The organism is Nocardia sp. NPDC051929, from assembly GCF_044548645.1.
Lineage (GTDB): Bacteria > Actinomycetota > Actinomycetes > Mycobacteriales > Mycobacteriaceae > Nocardia > Nocardia sichangensis.
This window is the reverse complement of the sequence record NZ_JBIUCG010000027.1, coordinates 124779-141529: the sequence shown is the minus strand read 5'-3', so window position 1 is coordinate 141529 and position 16751 is coordinate 124779. Positions and strand designations below refer to the sequence as shown.

The 16751-nt window shown below is 69.3% G+C and carries 18 protein-coding genes; 11 read left to right on the top strand and 7 right to left on the bottom strand.

The window, feature by feature from the left end; genetic code table 11:
* Window positions 1–612 precede the first annotated feature (612 nt).
* A complete protein-coding gene (locus ACIHAX_RS31760; protein ID WP_397281327.1) occupies window positions 613–1086 on the top strand; it encodes a hypothetical protein in 474 nt (157 codons plus the stop codon).
* Window positions 1087–1198: 112 nt separating this feature from the next.
* Window positions 1199–1324, top strand: a complete 126-nt coding sequence (locus ACIHAX_RS31755) for a hypothetical protein (RefSeq protein ID WP_364435574.1) — start codon at window positions 1199–1201, stop codon at window positions 1322–1324.
* Window positions 1325–1440: 116 nt separating this feature from the next.
* Here ACIHAX_RS31755 and ACIHAX_RS31750 read toward each other — a convergent pair whose 3' ends face one another.
* Entirely contained in the window at window positions 1441–2415 is a 975-nt protein-coding gene (locus ACIHAX_RS31750; protein WP_397281325.1) for a helix-turn-helix transcriptional regulator, read from the bottom strand.
* A 176-nt stretch (window positions 2416–2591) separates the two neighbouring features.
* Between ACIHAX_RS31750 and ACIHAX_RS31745 the strand changes: the two genes are divergently transcribed.
* Window positions 2592–2945 (top strand): RidA family protein, encoded by a 354-nt coding sequence (locus ACIHAX_RS31745; protein ID WP_397281335.1) that lies wholly within the window; start codon window positions 2592–2594, stop codon window positions 2943–2945.
* Between the two features lie 57 nt (window positions 2946–3002).
* Here ACIHAX_RS31745 and ACIHAX_RS31740 read toward each other — a convergent pair whose 3' ends face one another.
* Entirely contained in the window at window positions 3003–3995 is a 993-nt protein-coding gene (locus tag ACIHAX_RS31740; protein ID WP_397281323.1) for an NAD-dependent epimerase/dehydratase family protein, read from the bottom strand.
* 230 nt (window positions 3996–4225) lie between these two features.
* Here ACIHAX_RS31740 and ACIHAX_RS31735 point away from each other — a divergent pair, with 230 nt between their 5' ends.
* The gene (locus ACIHAX_RS31735; RefSeq protein ID WP_397281321.1) at window positions 4226–4822 is read left to right on the top strand and encodes a helix-turn-helix domain-containing protein; all 597 of its coding nucleotides are present in this window, start codon (window positions 4226–4228) and stop codon (window positions 4820–4822) included.
* A 62-nt stretch (window positions 4823–4884) separates the two neighbouring features.
* A complete protein-coding gene (locus tag ACIHAX_RS31730; RefSeq protein WP_355076509.1) occupies window positions 4885–5283 on the top strand; it encodes an NUDIX domain-containing protein in 399 nt (132 codons plus the stop codon).
* Between the two features lie 57 nt (window positions 5284–5340).
* Here the strand turns inward: ACIHAX_RS31730 and ACIHAX_RS31725 are convergent, their stop codons facing one another.
* Window positions 5341–6216 (bottom strand): hypothetical protein, encoded by an 876-nt coding sequence (locus tag ACIHAX_RS31725; protein WP_397281319.1) that lies wholly within the window; start codon window positions 6214–6216, stop codon window positions 5341–5343.
* Window positions 6217–6581: 365 nt separating this feature from the next.
* Here ACIHAX_RS31725 and ACIHAX_RS31720 point away from each other — a divergent pair, with 365 nt between their 5' ends.
* Window positions 6582–7103 (top strand): OmpA family protein, encoded by a 522-nt coding sequence (locus ACIHAX_RS31720; protein WP_355076512.1) that lies wholly within the window; start codon window positions 6582–6584, stop codon window positions 7101–7103.
* A gap of 42 nt (window positions 7104–7145) precedes the next feature.
* Here ACIHAX_RS31720 and ACIHAX_RS31715 read toward each other — a convergent pair whose 3' ends face one another.
* From ACIHAX_RS31715 to ACIHAX_RS31700, 4 genes are all read right to left on the bottom strand, one after another.
* On the bottom strand, window positions 7146–8414 hold the full coding sequence (locus ACIHAX_RS31715; protein WP_397281317.1) for a cytochrome P450: 1269 nt from the start codon (window positions 8412–8414) through the stop codon (window positions 7146–7148).
* Between the two features lie 63 nt (window positions 8415–8477).
* Window positions 8478–9875: an NAD(P)/FAD-dependent oxidoreductase gene (locus ACIHAX_RS31710; protein ID WP_397281315.1), complete on the bottom strand. Its 1398-nt coding sequence runs from the start codon at window positions 9873–9875 to the stop codon at window positions 8478–8480.
* Window positions 9872–11095, bottom strand: coding sequence for a cytochrome P450 (locus ACIHAX_RS31705; protein ID WP_397281313.1), 1224 nt, complete (start codon window positions 11093–11095; stop codon window positions 9872–9874). Before ACIHAX_RS31705 ends, ACIHAX_RS31710 begins: the two co-directional genes overlap by 4 nt.
* A complete protein-coding gene (locus ACIHAX_RS31700) occupies window positions 11092–12330 on the bottom strand; it encodes a cytochrome P450 (RefSeq protein WP_397281312.1) in 1239 nt (412 codons plus the stop codon). Before ACIHAX_RS31700 ends, ACIHAX_RS31705 begins: the two co-directional genes overlap by 4 nt.
* A 180-nt stretch (window positions 12331–12510) precedes the next feature.
* On the opposite strand from ACIHAX_RS31700, the gene ACIHAX_RS31695 reads away from it, so the two are divergent.
* Genes ACIHAX_RS31695 through ACIHAX_RS31675 form a run of 5 tightly spaced genes read left to right on the top strand, consistent with a single transcriptional unit; the run spans window position 12511 to window position 16749 of the window.
* Window positions 12511–14259: a fatty acyl-AMP ligase gene (locus ACIHAX_RS31695; protein WP_397281310.1), complete on the top strand. Its 1749-nt coding sequence runs from the start codon at window positions 12511–12513 to the stop codon at window positions 14257–14259.
* A 23-nt stretch (window positions 14260–14282) separates the two neighbouring features.
* Entirely contained in the window at window positions 14283–15071 is a 789-nt protein-coding gene (locus ACIHAX_RS31690; RefSeq protein WP_397281308.1) for a ferritin-like domain-containing protein, read from the top strand.
* Between the two features lie 3 nt (window positions 15072–15074).
* Complete coding sequence (locus ACIHAX_RS31685) at window positions 15075–15641, top strand: PaaI family thioesterase (protein ID WP_397281306.1); 567 nt, start codon at window positions 15075–15077, stop codon at window positions 15639–15641.
* Window positions 15638–15904, top strand: a complete 267-nt coding sequence (locus ACIHAX_RS31680) for an acyl carrier protein (protein ID WP_355076528.1) — start codon at window positions 15638–15640, stop codon at window positions 15902–15904. The genes ACIHAX_RS31685 and ACIHAX_RS31680 overlap by 4 nt, the downstream gene beginning before the upstream one ends.
* Window positions 15901–16749, top strand: a complete 849-nt coding sequence (locus tag ACIHAX_RS31675; RefSeq protein WP_355076530.1) for a class I SAM-dependent methyltransferase — start codon at window positions 15901–15903, stop codon at window positions 16747–16749. Before ACIHAX_RS31680 ends, ACIHAX_RS31675 begins: the two co-directional genes overlap by 4 nt.
* The last annotated feature ends 2 nt before the right edge of the window (window positions 16750–16751 follow it).

Genomic DNA, 16751 nt, shown 5'->3' with positions numbered 1-16751 from the left:
GCAGGCTATTGATTTGCGCGATTTCACCGGCCCTCGTATTCAACTGCGCCCCAAGTGATGTGATCTCATCCAGATCGGTCTTCAGCGGCTCGACCCATCGGGATTTTCTCCATTGCCAGCACCGAATCCCCGCTACAGCAGGCGCGAACGCATCACTCCGGAGGCGGCGGGGTTGCGGCCCGGCCTGCCCCATCGACGGGTGCCGGGGTTGCGGCGCGAGGAGTTGGCGTGGGCGGCGGGGGGACATGTCGGTTACACACTCCTCAAATGCCCGCATATGGGGAGGGAGACGACGATGTGACCTCTCCCCTACAGCAGCCCCTAACGGCATTGACAGCGCTTGAGATTTCGCCCGACGTGGACTGGGGCGCTACGGGGTTGACACACCCGTTCGCACGGGCCCATGCCGGTGATGACGCATCCGCGTTCGCAGCGTGATGCGCCCCAGGTGCGGCGGATGGACTTCGGCAGGCAGGTCGCACACTCGCCGATAGAAATCGAGTTCTGTGAACCGACCACCACGGAATAGCGGCTTGACCTCAGCGAATGTCGCACTGACACCCGCGCCGGATCTCGAAGGCATCACGGGAAGACCTCGCCGGTTGGGGACTGATGTTGCAACGTGTCTCCACAGCGGCGATACGTGACAACCGGCCTGGCGAGGCAGAAGACGCGCTCGCGTTCGCCCGCGTAGCCGGGATGGCGATCCGTCACGGTGAACACGACTCCAAAGACGGCCTGCTGCACGCATTCGGCCCGGTCACCGTGCAGATGTTGGCGGCAGAGAACGCGATGGTCGTCGACAAACCGCAAGTGGCGCTGGCGATCGGTGCGCAACTGGCGGGGACGAAGTACCCCCCGCCGTGGCCGTGGCAGCGTCATCGGCTCGACATTGCAGCAGCACACGCGGCTATGCGGCAGTACCCGGAAGCGCTCGCGGTGCTTCAGCAGATCCGGCGGGAGCTGCCGGAATGGCTTGTGAAACAACGGTTTGCGCGTGACATCCTCGCAGGAATGATCGAGAAGCGGAGGACGCTGACGGCAGAGGTCCGCGAACTGGCGGACTTCGTGCAGGTCCCATACTGAAGCGGTTGGTGAGTCCCGGGTACATCGAGACCCTGATGTACCACGATAGCGTCAGCCCCGACGCGCCGCCGCCGCGCTCGCCGAAGTGGCGAGCGGCGGTTGGGCATCGCCGATGACCAAGGAAGAGGACGCCGACGACTTCGACGTCTCCCGCCCGACGGCCAACCGGCACTTGGCTTTCAGCTACGGCCCGCACATCTGTCCCGGCGCGCCCAGCTGTGCGACTCCGCACCCGTAGGGCCGGATCACGCCGAAGGACGTCGGTCTGCCGACAGTGGGCCTGCGGCGGTCGCCCGGCCTGCGGCGAGCGGAGGTCGCGATACTCACCGGGGTGACGTCAGCAGGCGACAACTCTCAGGATGACTCCCCGTAATAGGTGGCGATCGCGGCGGCGCGGTAGCGAAGGGAAGTGCGCAACGACTGCGGGGCCAGTGCTTCCACGTCTGTGGTGAGCTGCCACAGCGCCCATTCGGCGTGTCGCGAGTCTTGGAAGATCAGCTCCAGCCGCAGCCAGCCGTCGGTGTCGGTTTCCTCGGTGCGGACGGCCAGCGCGGTGCTCACGAGTTCCTCTCGCCGGGCTGGGTTCACCCGTACCAGCACGGCGATTCGGTCGCCGCCGGTCCGGAACCGCGTGCTGCGTTCCTGCCACGCCCGGTCCAGATCGACCCGGCCCGGTCGCTGTGCCGGTTCGGAGAGTTCCTTCGCAGCCAGCACCCGCGACAGCCGGTAGGTGCGGTCCGCGCCGGATCTCGTGGCCAGCAGGTAACCCTGGTCGCGAACGATGACCAGGCCGATCGGGTCCACCGTGCGCCACTTCGGGGTTTGGTCCACGGCCGCGTAGTGGATGCGCAGCTTGTGTCCGGCGAACACCGCGCGCCGGATCTCCGCCGATATGGTGTCGGGCACTTCCTCAGCGATCAGCCGACGCGACAGCAGATCGGTCTGCGGGTCGACGAGCAATCGCTCGGCCACGTCAGCCGCGGTGTCCCGATAGCTTTCGGGTAGCGCGTCGATCACCTTGAGCATCGCCGAAGCAAGCGCCGAGCCGAGGCCGAACGCCTGTGCGCCGCGACGTGATCCGGCGACCAGCAGGGCAAGCGCCTCGTCGTGATTCAGCCCGGTGAGCTCGGTCCGAAACCCGGGTAACAAAGCGTAACCGCCGTGTCGGCCGCGTTCGGCGTAGACCGGGACACCGGCCGCGGACAGCGCCTCGATGTCGCGCAACACGGTGCGGGTCGACACCTCCAGCTCGTCGGCCAGCTCGGTCGCAGTCAGCCGACCGCGCTGGCGCAGCAGTAGCACCAGCGAGACCAACCGGTCGGCGCGCATACGAAAACTCTAACAAATACACGACACAGGATGTCGTGATTCGCTGGGAGGCTCAGCACCACGGCGTCATGGACAGCGGCTACCGGGCCGACAGGACGTACGTACTTCGAAATCGAATGGGAGCTGATGTGGTAGTCGAACGAACGGCAGTCAACCCGGTGACGTGGTCGGTGGAGATGGGATTCAACCAGGGCGAGCTCGTCTGCGGCCACACCCGGACCCTGTACTGCTCCGGGCAGACCGCGATGAGCGGCGACGGCAAGCCCCAGCATGACGGTGACATGGCGGGGCAGTTGGCGCTGAGCCTGGACAACCTGGAGGTCGTGCTGGGCGAGGCCGACATGTCTCTCGCGAACCTCGTCCGGCTCAACGTCTACACCACCGACGTCGATCTGCTTTTCCAGCACTACGGTGTACTGGCGTCGAGATTGGGTGCTTCCGGGGTGGCACCGACCACCACAATGCTCGGGGTCACACGGCTGGCGATACCGGGCCAGTTGGTCGAGCTCGAGGGAACCGCCGTCGCGTGATGCCGCCTCCGGCGTGCACTTGACCGCCGGGAACTGGTCCGACCGGCCCGTGCCGCATCAGGTGTGGGAATCGGATTCGCGGCGCACGGATTCGATGATGGCGTCCCGGATGGGCCGCCAGCGCAGGTCGAGATCGGCCAGCGTGCGGGAGTCGTCGGTCGGCGTGGCGGTGGTCAGCAACCACGCCGCCTCGTAGCTGAGGCCCGCGCTGATCGGGAGGAATCGGGCGGCGGCGTCGGTGAGCCGTCCGATTCCCAGCAGGGCGGCCCTCGGCACCGGTATCCGGCGGATCCGTTGCCCGGCAGCGCTTTCCAAGATATCGACGATCTCGTCGAAGGCCAGCAGGTGACCGCCGCACAGATAGCGCCTCGGTCCGAGACCGGGGCGCATGACGGCGGCGTGGACGGCGGCCACGTCCCGGACATCGATCATCTGCATTCCGCCCCGGATTCGCGGAGCGACGCGGGCTCGCAGGATGGCGCCCCAACCGTCGGAGGTGATCCCGGCCTGCGCCCCGAGACCGGGGCCGACGACGCTGGACGGATAGGTGATCACCACCGGGGCGCCGGTGGCCTGCAATGCCCGCGCGATCCGATCGGCGGCCGACTTGGTACGGCCGTAGGCGCTGCGACCCGGCGCGGTGGGGCTGTCCGGCGTGATGACCGGATCGGGGCTGGGAAACAGTGCGCTGTAGCTGGCCACGTGCACGATCGGGTCCAGCCCGAGCGCCGTCGCTCGGGCGAGCACCATCGCAGTGGCGTCCGCGTTGACTTCCCACATCAACTGCTCGCGCCGGTTGTCGGTGCCGACCACGCCTGCCGCGTGCAGAACGGCGTCGCATCCGACGAGCAACTTCTCCACGGTCTGCGGGTCCCTGATGTCACCGGGCAGCACGGAGAGCATGTCCGGCCTGGCGTCGAACATGCCGACCACCGCGGCGAGGGACTCACCCGGATGGACCAGCAGAACGACCTGATGCCCGTCCCGCAATAGTGCGGAAACGGTGTGCGCACCGAGATAGCCGGTGCCGCCGGTGACCGCGATTCGCATACCGGCTACCCCTCGTCGCTTCCGGTCGTACACGCGCTCGCCGCTCGGGCCGCCGAGCCGGTATCAGCCGGTATGTCTTTCGGTCCGCCCATCTCATTCCTTCGTCACCACGGGTTCCGCCGTCCGGTCCACCGCCGCCGCGCCCACGGCACACGCGACAATGGCCGCACATCGGAAGCATCGGTACAAATTCGATGCCAGTGGCATCGTAATGGAGGTCAGGAAGCGGCATGGGCGAAACGGCGCAGGACCCGCAGTCGGCGACCCGGAGCGCGGGCCGGCCCCGGGACGAGTCGGTCGAGCAGCGCGTGCTGGCGACCGTGCGGGAGATGCTGGTCGAGGTGGGTTGGGACGAGTTGAGCGTGCGGGCGGTGGCGGCACGCGCGGGGGTCGGCCGGGCGTCCATCGGTCGCCGCTGGCGATCGAAGGCCGAACTGGTGCTGCACGCCGTCCTCGGTGAGACGCCGGATCTGGGCCCGTTCGAGGGAACCGATCGGAAGGGATGGATCGAGTGGGTGCTACGCGGCAGCCGGGAACTGTTCGCGCGGGACGATGTTCGCGCGGCCGTGCCCGGCCTGCTGACCGCGCTCGATCGCGATCGGCAATTGCGCGACCGGCTGTGGGCCGGATTCAGCACCCCCGCGGCCGCGCTGTTCGCCGCGGGCGACACCGAATCGCGTGCGCGATCCGAACTGGATGCCAGGGCCGTCATCGCGCTGGCGGCCGGTGCGGCGCTGTTCCTGGAGTTCGTCGCCGACGGTGACGACACCGCGCTGATCCACCGGCGCATCGGCGAGCTCCTGCACCGCGCCGTGCTCGAGCACTGAGCGGCCCGAACCGCCGGAAATCCGGTTGACGTCGCGTTCGGTCCGCTCAGTACAGTGGGCCGGTGATTCGCACCGCCGCGCTGGCCCATGTCCGGGATCGCCGCCTGCTGCAGGCGCGCTCGGTCGGCAAGGACGTCTTCTACATGGCCGGCGGCAAGATCGACCCGGGCGAGACGCCCGAGGCGGCATTGCACCGCGAGGTGCGCGAAGAACTCGGCGTCGGCGTCGTCGCCTACGACGAACTCGGCGTGTTCCGGGCCGAGGCGTACGGGCACTCCCCTGGCACCCAGCTGCACATGACCTGTTTCACCGCGGAACTCGACGGCGAGCCGCGACCCACCAGCGAGATCGCCGAGCTGCGCTACTTCACCGTGCGCGAGTACGCCGCCATGGACCACGTCGCGCCCGGCTCGATGCTGGTCTTCCGCAGGCTGCACGAACTCGGCGAGGTCGACTGGTAGCTCACCGAGAAGGCCTGATACACAGAGGTTTTCGAGAAGAGCGAGCTCCCTGCCGCATCACGCGCCGTTCTGCTGCGGACCGCGCAGAAAACGACCGACGGCGGTCTCGTCCAGAGCGAGCGCCTTGACGACCGCCGCCGCGCCCACGATCACCATCGACAGGACGAAAAGCCAACTGACCGTGGTGAAGGCCAGGCCGAGCGGACCGAAGTGCGCTTCGGCGTTCGCCGTGGTTCGCGGCAGCACCACCCGCCCCACCGCGTGCATCGCGGTCAGACCGGCCGCAGTGAGCACTCCGGACACCCACAACGGCCGCCCGGTCAGCGCTCCCTTCGTGAGCAGGAAAGGCGCGACCGTCCAGACGCAAGCCCAGACGACCAGCTCACCAGCCAGGGCGAGCGGTCCACCCGCGTACCGGATTCGCGTGAGCTCCCTGGTCTGCCCCACCAGCGCCACCGCGATCGCGACGGCGAGCAGCGCGGCCAGCCAGCGCCACGCATCGCGGGGGCCAAGGGTCGGCACCTTCCATACCGCCGCGTAGACGCGAGCGAGCGCGCGCGCGAACGAGGTGCCGCCGAGCACGACCATGAGCAGTCCGACCACACCGAACGCAGCCAGCGTCGGGTCGCCCGAACTCGTGCCGGTTTCGGCGCCCAGGGAGCCGGAATCGAACCCGAACTGGTCGTTGATCGTCTCCGCCGCCGCATGCCACCCGCTGAAGACGGACGCGGCGATGATCACCGGCAGCACCGAGGTGAAGATCTGCGCGGCGAGCACCATCGACCGATCGACGATCTGGACCTCCGCCAAGCCATCGATCATCCGGCGCACGGTGCGGCCCTGGGGCGTTCCGCGCAGCCATCCGGTCGCTGCCCGGCTCCGTGCCAGCGAGACTTCCCGGGCCAATGCCACGGACAACTTCACCGACCGCACCGCGGTTCACTTCCTCTGCTCATCCGGCCGCGAAGGGCCGATTCGCGCGACTGGTCTGCTTCGTCTCGACGTCCGGCCCCTCCCGAACCGGTCGTCGCCCGGCCGGGAGAACTCCCGCATTTCGCCGAATCGACGCTACGCCGCGCTCATGGCGACTCGCGCACATTCCGGCAACAATTGCGCCGCTCGTGACCGGGAAATGCGGCGACCCGCGAAACGGCACTCCGTGGCCGCGTGCCTGTGCAAGGATCGAGTGCACCGACAGCATTGGACAGACGTATGCGTGCGGGCCTGTTCCCGGGCAATTCCACGCATCGCACCGAATGGCGCATACGGGATTTCTCCACCGAAACAGGAGTAGGCAGATGATTTCCAAGAAAAGCGTCAGTGGAATCGCCGCTGTGGCCGTCGCGCTGCTCGTGACCGCGGCGTGCGGGTCCGACGACGGCTCGAATTCTTCGGCGACGACGACCGAGCAGACCCACCCCCTGCGCAGCAGCCTGGCCGCGACCGCGTCCTCGGCAGTGCGTTCGGGCCTGAACACCGCGCAGCAGGTGATCCAGGACGCGATCAACGCGGCGCTGGCCGCCGCGCCGATCACCTTCGACAGCGGCAGCTCCGACCTCAGCGGGACGGACGTCGCCACCATCAAAGTGGTGGCGGTCCCGTTGAAAGGCAACGACGCCAAGGTGGAGATCACGACCTACGCCGAGGACGAGAACCCCGCCACCGCCAAATCCGTCGCCAAGGCCAGGGGCGACAACATCGCGGCAGAACTCGAGTCCGCGGGCGTCGAGAAGTCGCGCATCACCGTGAAACCCCAGGGCAACCCGACCGACCAGAACATCAAGGTCGACGAAGCGAAGATCGAGGTGGTCGGCAGCTGACCGTGTTGCCATCGGGCCGGGTCCGGCCCGATGGCGCCGGACTCACACGGCGGTGAAACGAGTCGGCAGCGCCGCCAACCCGCGTATCACGACATTCGGCTTGTACGGCGGCGTGTCCGACAGCACCTCGATGTCGCGAACCTTCCGCAACAGCACCTCCAGCAGCACTTCCATCTCCAGCAGCGCCAGTGGCGCGCCGAGGCAGTAGTGGATACCCAGGCTGAAGCCGAGATGCTTCTTGGCCGGGTTCATCGGGTCCGCGTACCGGGCGACGTCGATGCGATCGGCGTCGGCGTAGGCCGCGTCGTCGCGATTGGCCGAATTGATCAGCACCACCACGCCTTCGCCCGGCTCGAAGTCGTGCCCGGCCAGCGTGATCGGGCGGGTCGCGGCACGCGTGGTGATCTGGACCGACGGTTCCAGGCGCAAGAGTTCGTCGGGCGCCGAGGCGACCAGTTCCGGTCGCTTGCGCAGCGTATCGATCGCCTCTGGGTTGCGCATCAGCTGCAACGAACCGGCGCCGATCAGGTTGGCCGTGGTCTCGTGCCCGGCCACGAACGTGGTGATGCAGGTGGCGAGCAGCTCCTGTTCGGTGAGCACGTCCCCGCGATCCTCCACCTGGGACAGCGCGCTGAGCAGGTCGTCCTTCGGGTCGCGGCGGCGCTGGTTCAGCAACTCGCGGAAGTAGCCCATGAATCCGCGCGAGGCCGCGCTGCGCGCCTTCAGCGCCTCCTCCGGCAGCGTGTGATCGTGGTCGAAGCCACGCGCCAAATCCTGCGACCACCGGTGGACCTGGTCGTAGGCCTCCGGCGGCACCCCGATCAGCTCGCACGCGATGATCAGCGGCAGCGGGTAGGCGATCATCTCGACGAGGTCGAATTCGCCTGCCTCCACGGCCTTGTCGACCAGTTGCTCGGTGAGTTCCTGGATTCGCGGACGCAGCCTGGTCACCATGCGCGGGGTGAAGCCCTTGGTCACGAGGTTGCGCAGCCGGGTGTGGTCCGGCGGCTCCATCCACAGGAACGAGGTGGGCAACTCCTCGGGCGCGTCCTCCGGCGACACCGTCGGATGCATCATCGCCGCCTCCTCCGCGTGGCTCCACGCGGTGGTCGACAGGACGGCGGCGCAGTCCTCGTAGCGGGTGAGCACGTAGTGGCCCAAGGGAGTCTGGTGCAGGCGGCCCGCCTCGCGCAGCACCCGGGCCGGGCGGTAGGGATCCGGTCTGCCTTCGGGGCCGAAGAGCTGGATCAGGGCGGTCTGGACGGCGGAATCCTGTTCCGCGACAGCCGTACCAGCGGTTGACGAGTCCATGTCGAGTGGTTCCTCCTGTGCGGAGCACCGACGCCGGTCGATGCTGCCGGTAGTCGAAATGGGTCAGCGATCGGAAGGGATGGACGGCCGCGTGTCCGGCGACGGACCCGATGCGCGAAGGGGTCCGGGACCGGTGGGACGGATGTTCGGTGCGGCCGCGCGGGTGCCGCCGCGCAGCAGTACTCGTCCCGCCATCGCGGGGTGCAGCAGTGCCGTCGGCGGTTCGACCAGGTTCGCCACTCGCAGAAAGGTCCTGGACACATGCGGGTCGACGTGGGCTGCGCGATGCACGCGGGCCACATAGGCGTTGGTGAGCCGCGTGCGCACCGTGCGCGGCCCCACCCCCGGATGCGCAAGATCCGCGCCGGCCGACAGTTGCCAGGCGACGTCGAGCGCCTTGTCCGCCGCCGCGTAGAACCTCGCGGGGAGATCCGGCGTGGGTCCGCCGGAGCGCAGGCACGCGCGCAGTGCCGCGGCCTGCTGGGCGGCGACCGCCATGCCCTGGGCGTAGAGCGGGTTGAAGCTGCACAGCGCGTCGCCGAGCAGTAGGAAGCCATGGGGCACCGCGGCACGGCGCCGGTAGGCCCTGCGCACCGGAGCGCGGAAGCGGTGCGGCACCGCGTCGCCGACCGGTTCGGAGCGGGTGATCAGATCGAGGATGTCCGGCGCGGCGAGGGAGGCGGCGAACCGGGTGAAGCCGTCGGGGTCGGTGGGCGGGTGGTCACCGAGGATCCCGGCCAGCGTGACGTGCCAGCGGTCGTCTTCCACCCGCACCGCGCCGCCGCCGCGGCCGTTGGCCCCGGTCGAGATGATCACCGAGGCGTGCCCGTCGAGCTGGCCTTCGAGGCGGCGGTAGAACCGCGAGGAGTAGCCCAGATCCACCTCCAGCCGCTGCTCTGCGGGCGGCTCGGCGCCGAGCGCGGTGAGCCACACCGGCGCTCGCGTGCCGCGCCCGGTCGCGTCGACCACGAGGTCGGTGGCATGCGTCTGGACGCCGGAATCACCCGACACCGACACGGCGCGCACGCCGTGCCGGTCACCGATCAGGCCGCGCGCGGTTCCCGCCACGAGCCGCACCTGAGAAAGCCGCGATATCCGTTCCCGCAATAGCGATTCCAGCAGAGGCCGGGTCGCGATCAGCGAGGTGAGCCCGGTGGCGGCCGGCGCGGCCCGCAGCCCGCCCACGTACCACCTGGTCGCGACCAGGGCCTCGGCGCGGGTCGCGCCGCGCGCGGTCATCTCGTCGGTGAATCCGGGCAGCAGTTCCTCGATCACGGTGCGGCCGCCATCCAGCAGGCCGTGCAGGTGCCGTGCCTGCGGAACGCCTTTGCGCATGCCCTCGACGTCGAAGCCGTCGCGCTCGAACACCGTGACCCGCGCGAAGTGGTCGGCCAGCACCCGCGCCGCCAGCAGCCCGGCGACGCCCGCGCCGAGCACGACCGCGTGCCGTGCCCCGTTCACAACGTCACCGGCAGCGACACGATGCCGCGGTGGATCAAGCTCGGCCGGTACTCGATCGTGTCGGTCGTGGGCGCCAGTTTCGGAGCCCGCGCGAGCAGCGCGCCGACCGCGGCTTCGGCCTCGATCCGCGCCAGCGGCGCGCCCACGCAGTAGTGGATGCCGAGGCTGAAGCCGAGATGCTTGCGCGCGGGATGGTTTCCGGCGTAGCGGGTGACATCGAAGCGGTCGGCGTCCGGATAGACCCGGTCGTCCCGGCTGGCCGACGCCGTGAGCACCACGACTCCGTCGCCCCGGCGGAACCGGTGTCCGCCGACCACGGTGTCGGCCAGCGCTACGCGAATGGTGAACTGGGTGGGCGCGTCGTAGCGGAGCATCTCGTCCAGCGCGGGCGCGATGAGGTCGGGCTGGTCGCGCAGCAGGGCGAGCTGGTCCGGGCTGCGCAGCAGCGCGAGCATGCCGTTGCCGATGAGGTTGATCGAGGTCTCCATCCCCGCCACCAGGGTGAGCAGGGCGATGCCGATCACCTCCGGCTCGGTGAGCTGGTCGCTGTCCGCACTCGCGGCGACCAGCGCGCTCAGCAGGTCCGGCGTCGGATTCTCCTTCTTGCGCTGGACCAGCCGGGCGAAGTAGCCCATGCACTCCACGGCCGCGGCGGTGCGGGCCGCCACATCCTGCGGCCCGAGCAGCGAATCGGGGTCGCTGCCGCGCGCGATGGCCAGCTGCCACTCCCGGAACTTCGCGGCGTCGGCCGGGTCGGCGCCGAGCAACCGGACCGGCACCATCGCCACCGCCAGCGGCACCGCGAGGCCGTCGAGCACGTCGAGTTCGCCGCGGACGAGCGCCGCGTCCACGATCTCCCGCACGACCTGCCCGGCGACCGGGGCCATCTCGGCCATCAGCCGCGGGGTGAACGCCTTCGCGACGAGCTTGCGGTAGCGGCCGTGCTCGGGCGGATCCATCCGGACGAAGGAACCGGGAATCGCCGCCGTGGTGTCCCGGAACGGACTGATGCCCGCCGCGTAGCCGTGCCCCCAGTCCGCGCCGGTCAGAATCGCGGCGCACTCCTCGTAACGGGTGACCAGCGTGACCGGCACATCGCCGAACGCGAACGGGAAGAGCGCCGCCGCGTCCCGCACCCGCCGGTAGGCCGGATACGGGTCGGCGCGCTCGCTCGGATCGAAGGCGTCGAAGGTGACTTCGGCGGGCGTAACGGCGTTCATCGGGCCTCCATCCGGACACGCAGTTGCGACATGCCGCGCACGACCACGTTCGGCCGGTACAGCGGTTCCTCGAGCAGGGACATGGACGCGACCCGGTCGGCGATCGCCCGTAGCACCACGCTCATCTCCAGCCGGGCCAGCGGCGCGCCGAGGCAGTAGTGCAGGCCGAGCCCGAAGGACAAGTGCCGCTCTGCCTTTCGCCCGCGCGCATACCGCACGATGTCGAACTCGTCGGCCCGCGGGAATGCCGCGGGATCGCGGTTGGCCGACGCCAGCAGCACGATCACCGCCTCGCCCGGCGCGAAAGTCTTTCCGGAGACGGTGATCTCCTCGTGCGCGGTGCGTGTGGTCAGATGCACCGGGGCGTCGTAGCGCAACACCTCGTCCACCGCGGGCTCGGACAGCTCGGGGAAGCCGCGCAACCGCTCGAACTGCTCGGGATTGCGGATGAGCGCCAGCACGCCGTTGCCGATCAGGTTGACCGTGGTCTCGTGCCCGGCGACGACGAGGATCAGCAGCGTGCCGAGCAATTCGGTGCGCGTCAGGCGCGCGCCCGCGTCGTCGGCTTGCACCAGCGCGGTGATCAAGTCGGCGCGCGGCGTGCGGCGGCGCTGCTCGACCAGGTCGCCGAAGAATTCGAGAAAGGCGTGCACGGCGGCGGTGCGCGCGTCCAGCTCCGGTTTCGACAGCAGCACGTCGGGGTCGAGGCCGCGCGCGATGCCCGCCGAGATCTCCCGCACGTGCTCGTGCGCCTCGGGCGGCACGCCGAGCAGTTCGCACACCATGGTCAGCGGCAGCGGATAGGCCAGCGCCTCGAGCAGGTCGACGTCCCGCTCGGCGAGCATCTTCGCCATCAGGTCCTCGACCAAACGCTCGGCGCGCTCGCGCATACCGCTGACGGTGCGCGCGGTGAACGCCTTGCTCACCAGTCCGCGCAGGCGGGTGTGCTCCGGCGGTTCCATCCAGAGGAAGGAGCCGGGCAGTTCGACCTCGCTGTCACCGTGCAGCAGTTCCGGTTCCTCGGCGTGGCTCCAGCGCGGGTCCTGCATGATCGCCTGCGCCTCGTGGTGGCGGGTCACCAGGTGGGTGTCGTGCGGGCCCGGCACGAACGGGGCCGCCGCGCGCAGCACGTCGTAACTGCCGTACGGGTTGTGCCGCATGTGCGCGGCGACGCTCTCGACGACCGCCAGCTGAACCGGGGTCGACTCCTCGACCGCGGATTGGTCGGAACTCACCGGCGACTCCTGGGTAGAAATGGACGCGGCGCGGAAAAGGGCATAGCATCCGCCGGATCGCTGCGGACAATTCCGGGACGCGGGAGAGAATTTCTCGTCCATCGTGGTGCGCGGCACCGGCGCGGTGTGGCGGCGATTACCCGTTCCTATCGAGCCATAGCCGAAATACTTTATCGCGCAGTGCGATCGGATGATCGGCCTTGTTTATCGCCGACGTCAATTCACAACGAGTTCAATGCGCCGTCACAATTCGCTGTTTCCGTGGCGGACATGAATTCCGCGGATTCGGCCGGGACCCTGCACGGTCGCCTCGCCGAGATCGCCGCCGCCCATCCCGCGGTGGCCGCCACGTTCTGGTCGCTGCCGGAAACGGTGGACTACGCCGAGCTGCACCGGCAGTCGCTGGTCGCGGCGGCGGCGCTGCTGCGGCGCGAGGTGCGGCGCGGCGAACCGGTGGGCATCCTGAGTCCGAATGCTCCCGAGTTCCTCACCTGCCTGTTCGGTGTGACGGCGGCGGGCGGCGCCGCGACTCCCCTTCCGCTGCCCGCAGGCGCCCGCGCGGCGAGCGGCTACCCGCAGAAGCTCGCCGCCATCGTCGCGGCGGCGGGCATGCGCACGGTTCTGGTGTCGCATCGCTTCGCCGACCTGGCGGCACTGCTCGGCGACACGCTGAACGTCGAATTGATCGACACCGCAGCACTTCTCGCGGGAGACACTGCGACGGCCGACGCCCTTCCCGAGTTGTCGAGCGACGATCCGGCCGTCATCCAGTTCACCTCCGGCAGCACCGCTACCCCCAAAGGCGTTCGCCTGACCCACCACAACGTCCTCAGCGGCCTGGCATCGATCCGCACCGGCATCGATCTGAGCCTGGACGATCAGGGCGGGTTCTGGCTTCCGCTGTTCCACGACATGGGCCTGTTCGGCACGCTCTCGACGATTCTGCGCGGCATCCCCGCCCACGTGTGGTCCCCGCTGTCGTTCGTCAAGGACCCGGCCCGCTGGCTCGCCGACTTCGCCGCCAGCGGAACCACCATCACCGCGATGCCCAATTTCGGCTACGAGGCGCTGCTGGCCGCCGTGCCCGCCGAGCGGGTGCGCGACTACGACTTGAGCCGCTGGCGGATCGCGTTCAACGGATCGGAACCGATCTCCCGAGATGTCGTCGTCGCGTTCTGCGAGCGCTTCGCCCCCGCCGGATTCCGACCGGCGACGATGTTCGGCGTCTACGGCATGGCCGAAGCGACCCTCGCGGTCACCTTCCCGCCGCTGGGCCGCGCGCCCGTCTTCGAGTGGGTGGATCGCGCCGCACTGTCGGATGGCGCGATCGCACAGCGTGTTTCACCGGACGCCTCGGGTGCTCGGCCGGTGGCGGGAGTGGGCTCGCCGGTACCGCGTATGCGGGTGCGCGTGGTCGACCCCGACCGGGACCGTGACCTGCCCGACGGCAAGGTGGGCGAGATCTTCATCCAGGGCGACGCGGTCACCGGCGGATATCTCACCGCCGACGCCGCGCGCGTGTCCGGTCTGTTCGCCGACGGCTGGCTGCGCACCGGCGACCTCGGCTACCTGAGGGACGGCGAGCTTTTCGTCACCGGCCGGCGCAAGGACATGATCACGGTGCGCGGCGTGAACTACTACGCCCAGGACGTCGAGGCGGCGGTACGCGACCTCGACGGCGTGTACAAGGGCCGGTGCACGGCGGCGATCGACCCGGACGGAGCGGACGTGATCGCGCTGATCGCCGAATCCGAGCGCACCGGAGCCGACGCCGACGCGCTGACCGAGGCGATCCGCGCCCGGGTCTCCGCCGAACTCGGCCTGGCCGCGGTCCAGGTCCACCTGGTCGCGCCGCGCAGCATTCCCCGTACCAGCAGCGGCAAGCTCCAGCGGCTCGCCGCCCGCGATCTCATCACCCACCGCAGGTAATCCCGACCGAACCGGAGCCTTTCGTGCACAGCTATGACGTCTTCCGCCACTACGAGCGCCTGCATTGGAAGCTGGCCGACCTCGATCTCGACGCCGTCGACGCGACCCTGGTCCGTCCCGAGTACATCACCCTGGCCAAGAGCGCGACGATGGGCGAGTCCAACGTCATCGCCGCGGTGCACGGATTCCTGAACGAGTTCGTCGACGACTACGACTTCTCCACGTTCGCGGTGGTGTGGGGCTACCAGGAAGTGCAGCACCACTACGCGTTCCGCTCCTGGCTGAACGCGCTCGGCGAGCGCGTGGACGACAAGGCCGTCGACTCGATGCGCGAGCCGTACGCGCCGGGCACCACTCCGTCGGCGACCCTGGCCACCAACATCATCTCCGAGCTCACCGTCAACCACATCTACCGGGCGGTGGCGAACTGGGTGGAGGAGCCCGTGCTGAAGGGGTTGCTGCTCAACGCCAGTCGCGATGAGGCGGGCCACGCGCGCGAGTTCATCCACTACGCCACCGAGCGGCTGCGGCGGCGGCCCGAGGAGCTGCCGTCGGTGCTGGAGACCCTCTACGTGTACAGCTCGGAGGCCAAGATCAAGCACCCGGTCAGCACGTTCAAGGCCGGGATCAGCGAACTCGGCGACCACGAGACCATCGACACCGGCTTCGACCTGTTCCTCGAGCAGGTCGCCGCCGAAGGTGAGCTGGATGTCCTGCACGACAAGGTCCGGCGCACCTTCGCAGGCATGACCGGACTCGACCTGTCCAGCAACGCCAAGGTTCGCCGGGCCCTGGCCGACGCGATCGCCTAGCGCATGGACCGCGACAGCGCTTTCGACGACACCGGCCACGGCGGAGTGGACACCGTCCGGGTGCCCTGGTCGGTGATCCCGGACTACCGCTGCTTCGGCTGCTCGCCGCACAACACGACCGGCCTTCGCCTGCGGTTCACCCCGCATCCGGACGGGTTGCAGGCCCGGTTCCGGCTCGGGCGCGAGTTCGAGTCCTACCCGGGCGTCGTGCACGGCGGGTTGATCGGCGTGATCTGCGACGAGGTGATGGGCAATCTCATCGTCCTGGCGCGCCACCACCCGGCGTTCACCGTCACCCAGCGCACCCGATTCCTCACCCCGCTGCTCGTCGGACGCGAATACCACTGCGTCGCAACGCTGCCCGGCGACGAAGGAGACCGCCCGATCCGGGCGTCCGCGGAGATCCGCGACGCCGGCGGCCTCGTGTGCGCCGGCTCCACCGCGGCCTACCAGCCGTTCGCGCTCGACGACGTGCGCCATCAGCTCACCCTCGGCGACGACGAGGTCGCCGCGCTCTCCCACGCACTGTCCACCGGCACCGCCCTCGCCCCGAACGGAGTCGAGTCATGACCACCACCCACACCGCCGACGACATCCTGCGCACGGTCACCGGCATCGCCACCGCCGAGACCGGCATCCCCGAGACCGAGCTGCGCCCCGACCTGGACCTGCGCGGCATTGCCGGCGTCGACTCGGTGCGCGTGCTGCGCATGGTCGCCAAGATCGAGCGCACCTACGACATCGAACTCGAGGACCAGGACGTGTTCGGCCTGTCCTCGTTGAACGACGTCGTCACCGTGGTCGGCAAGGCGCTGCGCGAGGCGGCGGCGTGACCGTCACCGACCAGCCGGTCACCGCCGACACCAACCAGCACTACGACCTCGACCCCGACATCTTCGGCCAATTCCTCGACCCGCTGCGCAAATACAGCTCGGCGCTCTACGAATCCGAGTCCGACACCCTCGAGCAGGCGCAGCGGCGCAAACTGCGGTTCGTGGCCGACCGGCTCGGGCTGACCGGCGGCGAACGCCTCCTCGATGTGGGCTGCGGCTGGGGCTCGCTGATCCTGTTCATGGCGGCGGAATTCGGCTGCGAGACAACGGGTGTCAGCCCGGCGCCACGCCAGCACGAGTACATCGCCGAGCAGGCCCGCGCCCGCGGTCTCGCGGATCGGGTGCACACCCGGGTCGGCCACTTCGAGCGGATGGAACTGCCGCCGCGCGGTTTCGACGCCGTGACGCTGCTCGGCTCGATCGTGCACATGCCCGATCTCGGCGCGGTCTTCCGCCGAGCCCGCGGGGTGCTGCGGCGCGGCGGCACGCTGTACGTGTCGGAGAGCTGCTTCCGCAACGCGTCCGCGCGCACGGCGTTCGACGCCAAGGCCGGAACCGAGTTCGTGCGCGCGGACATCTTCGGGTGGGGCGATCTGCGTCCGCTCTCCGACCTGGTCACCGCCGCCGAGGACGCGGGTTTGTCCGTCATCGCGGTGGACGACCTCACCGAGCACTACCGCCGCACCATCGACGACTGGATCGCGAACGTCGACGCCGCCGCCGAACGCATCGACGCGCACGGGCCCGGCTTGGCCGCGAAGCTGCGGCACTACCTGGAGATCGCGAACGCCGGATGGGGTTACACCACCAAGCATTACGCGCTGACCTGCCGTAACGCCCGCTGAGC

What these genes read in the sequence shown, in the direction of transcription:
- ACIHAX_RS31760 (WP_397281327.1), top strand. Translation starts at nt 613, where the DNA reads ATGTTGCAACGTGTCTCCACAGCGGCGATACGTGACAACCGGCCTGGC.
- ACIHAX_RS31755 (WP_364435574.1), top strand. Translation starts at nt 1,199, where the DNA reads ATGACCAAGGAAGAGGACGCCGACGACTTCGACGTCTCCCGCCCGACG.
- ACIHAX_RS31750 (WP_397281325.1), bottom strand. Translation starts at nt 2,415, where the DNA reads ATGCGCGCCGACCGGTTGGTCTCGCTGGTGCTACTGCTGCGCCAGCGC.
- ACIHAX_RS31745 (WP_397281335.1), top strand. Translation starts at nt 2,592, where the DNA reads ATGGGATTCAACCAGGGCGAGCTCGTCTGCGGCCACACCCGGACCCTG.
- ACIHAX_RS31740 (WP_397281323.1), bottom strand. Translation starts at nt 3,995, where the DNA reads ATGCGAATCGCGGTCACCGGCGGCACCGGCTATCTCGGTGCGCACACC.
- ACIHAX_RS31735 (WP_397281321.1), top strand. Translation starts at nt 4,226, where the DNA reads ATGGGCGAAACGGCGCAGGACCCGCAGTCGGCGACCCGGAGCGCGGGC.
- ACIHAX_RS31720 (WP_355076512.1), top strand. Translation starts at nt 6,582, where the DNA reads ATGATTTCCAAGAAAAGCGTCAGTGGAATCGCCGCTGTGGCCGTCGCG.
- ACIHAX_RS31715 (WP_397281317.1), bottom strand. Translation starts at nt 8,414, where the DNA reads ATGGACTCGTCAACCGCTGGTACGGCTGTCGCGGAACAGGATTCCGCC.
- ACIHAX_RS31705 (WP_397281313.1), bottom strand. Translation starts at nt 11,095, where the DNA reads ATGAACGCCGTTACGCCCGCCGAAGTCACCTTCGACGCCTTCGATCCG.
- ACIHAX_RS31685 (WP_397281306.1), top strand. Translation starts at nt 15,075, where the DNA reads ATGGACCGCGACAGCGCTTTCGACGACACCGGCCACGGCGGAGTGGAC.
- ACIHAX_RS31680 (WP_355076528.1), top strand. Translation starts at nt 15,638, where the DNA reads ATGACCACCACCCACACCGCCGACGACATCCTGCGCACGGTCACCGGC.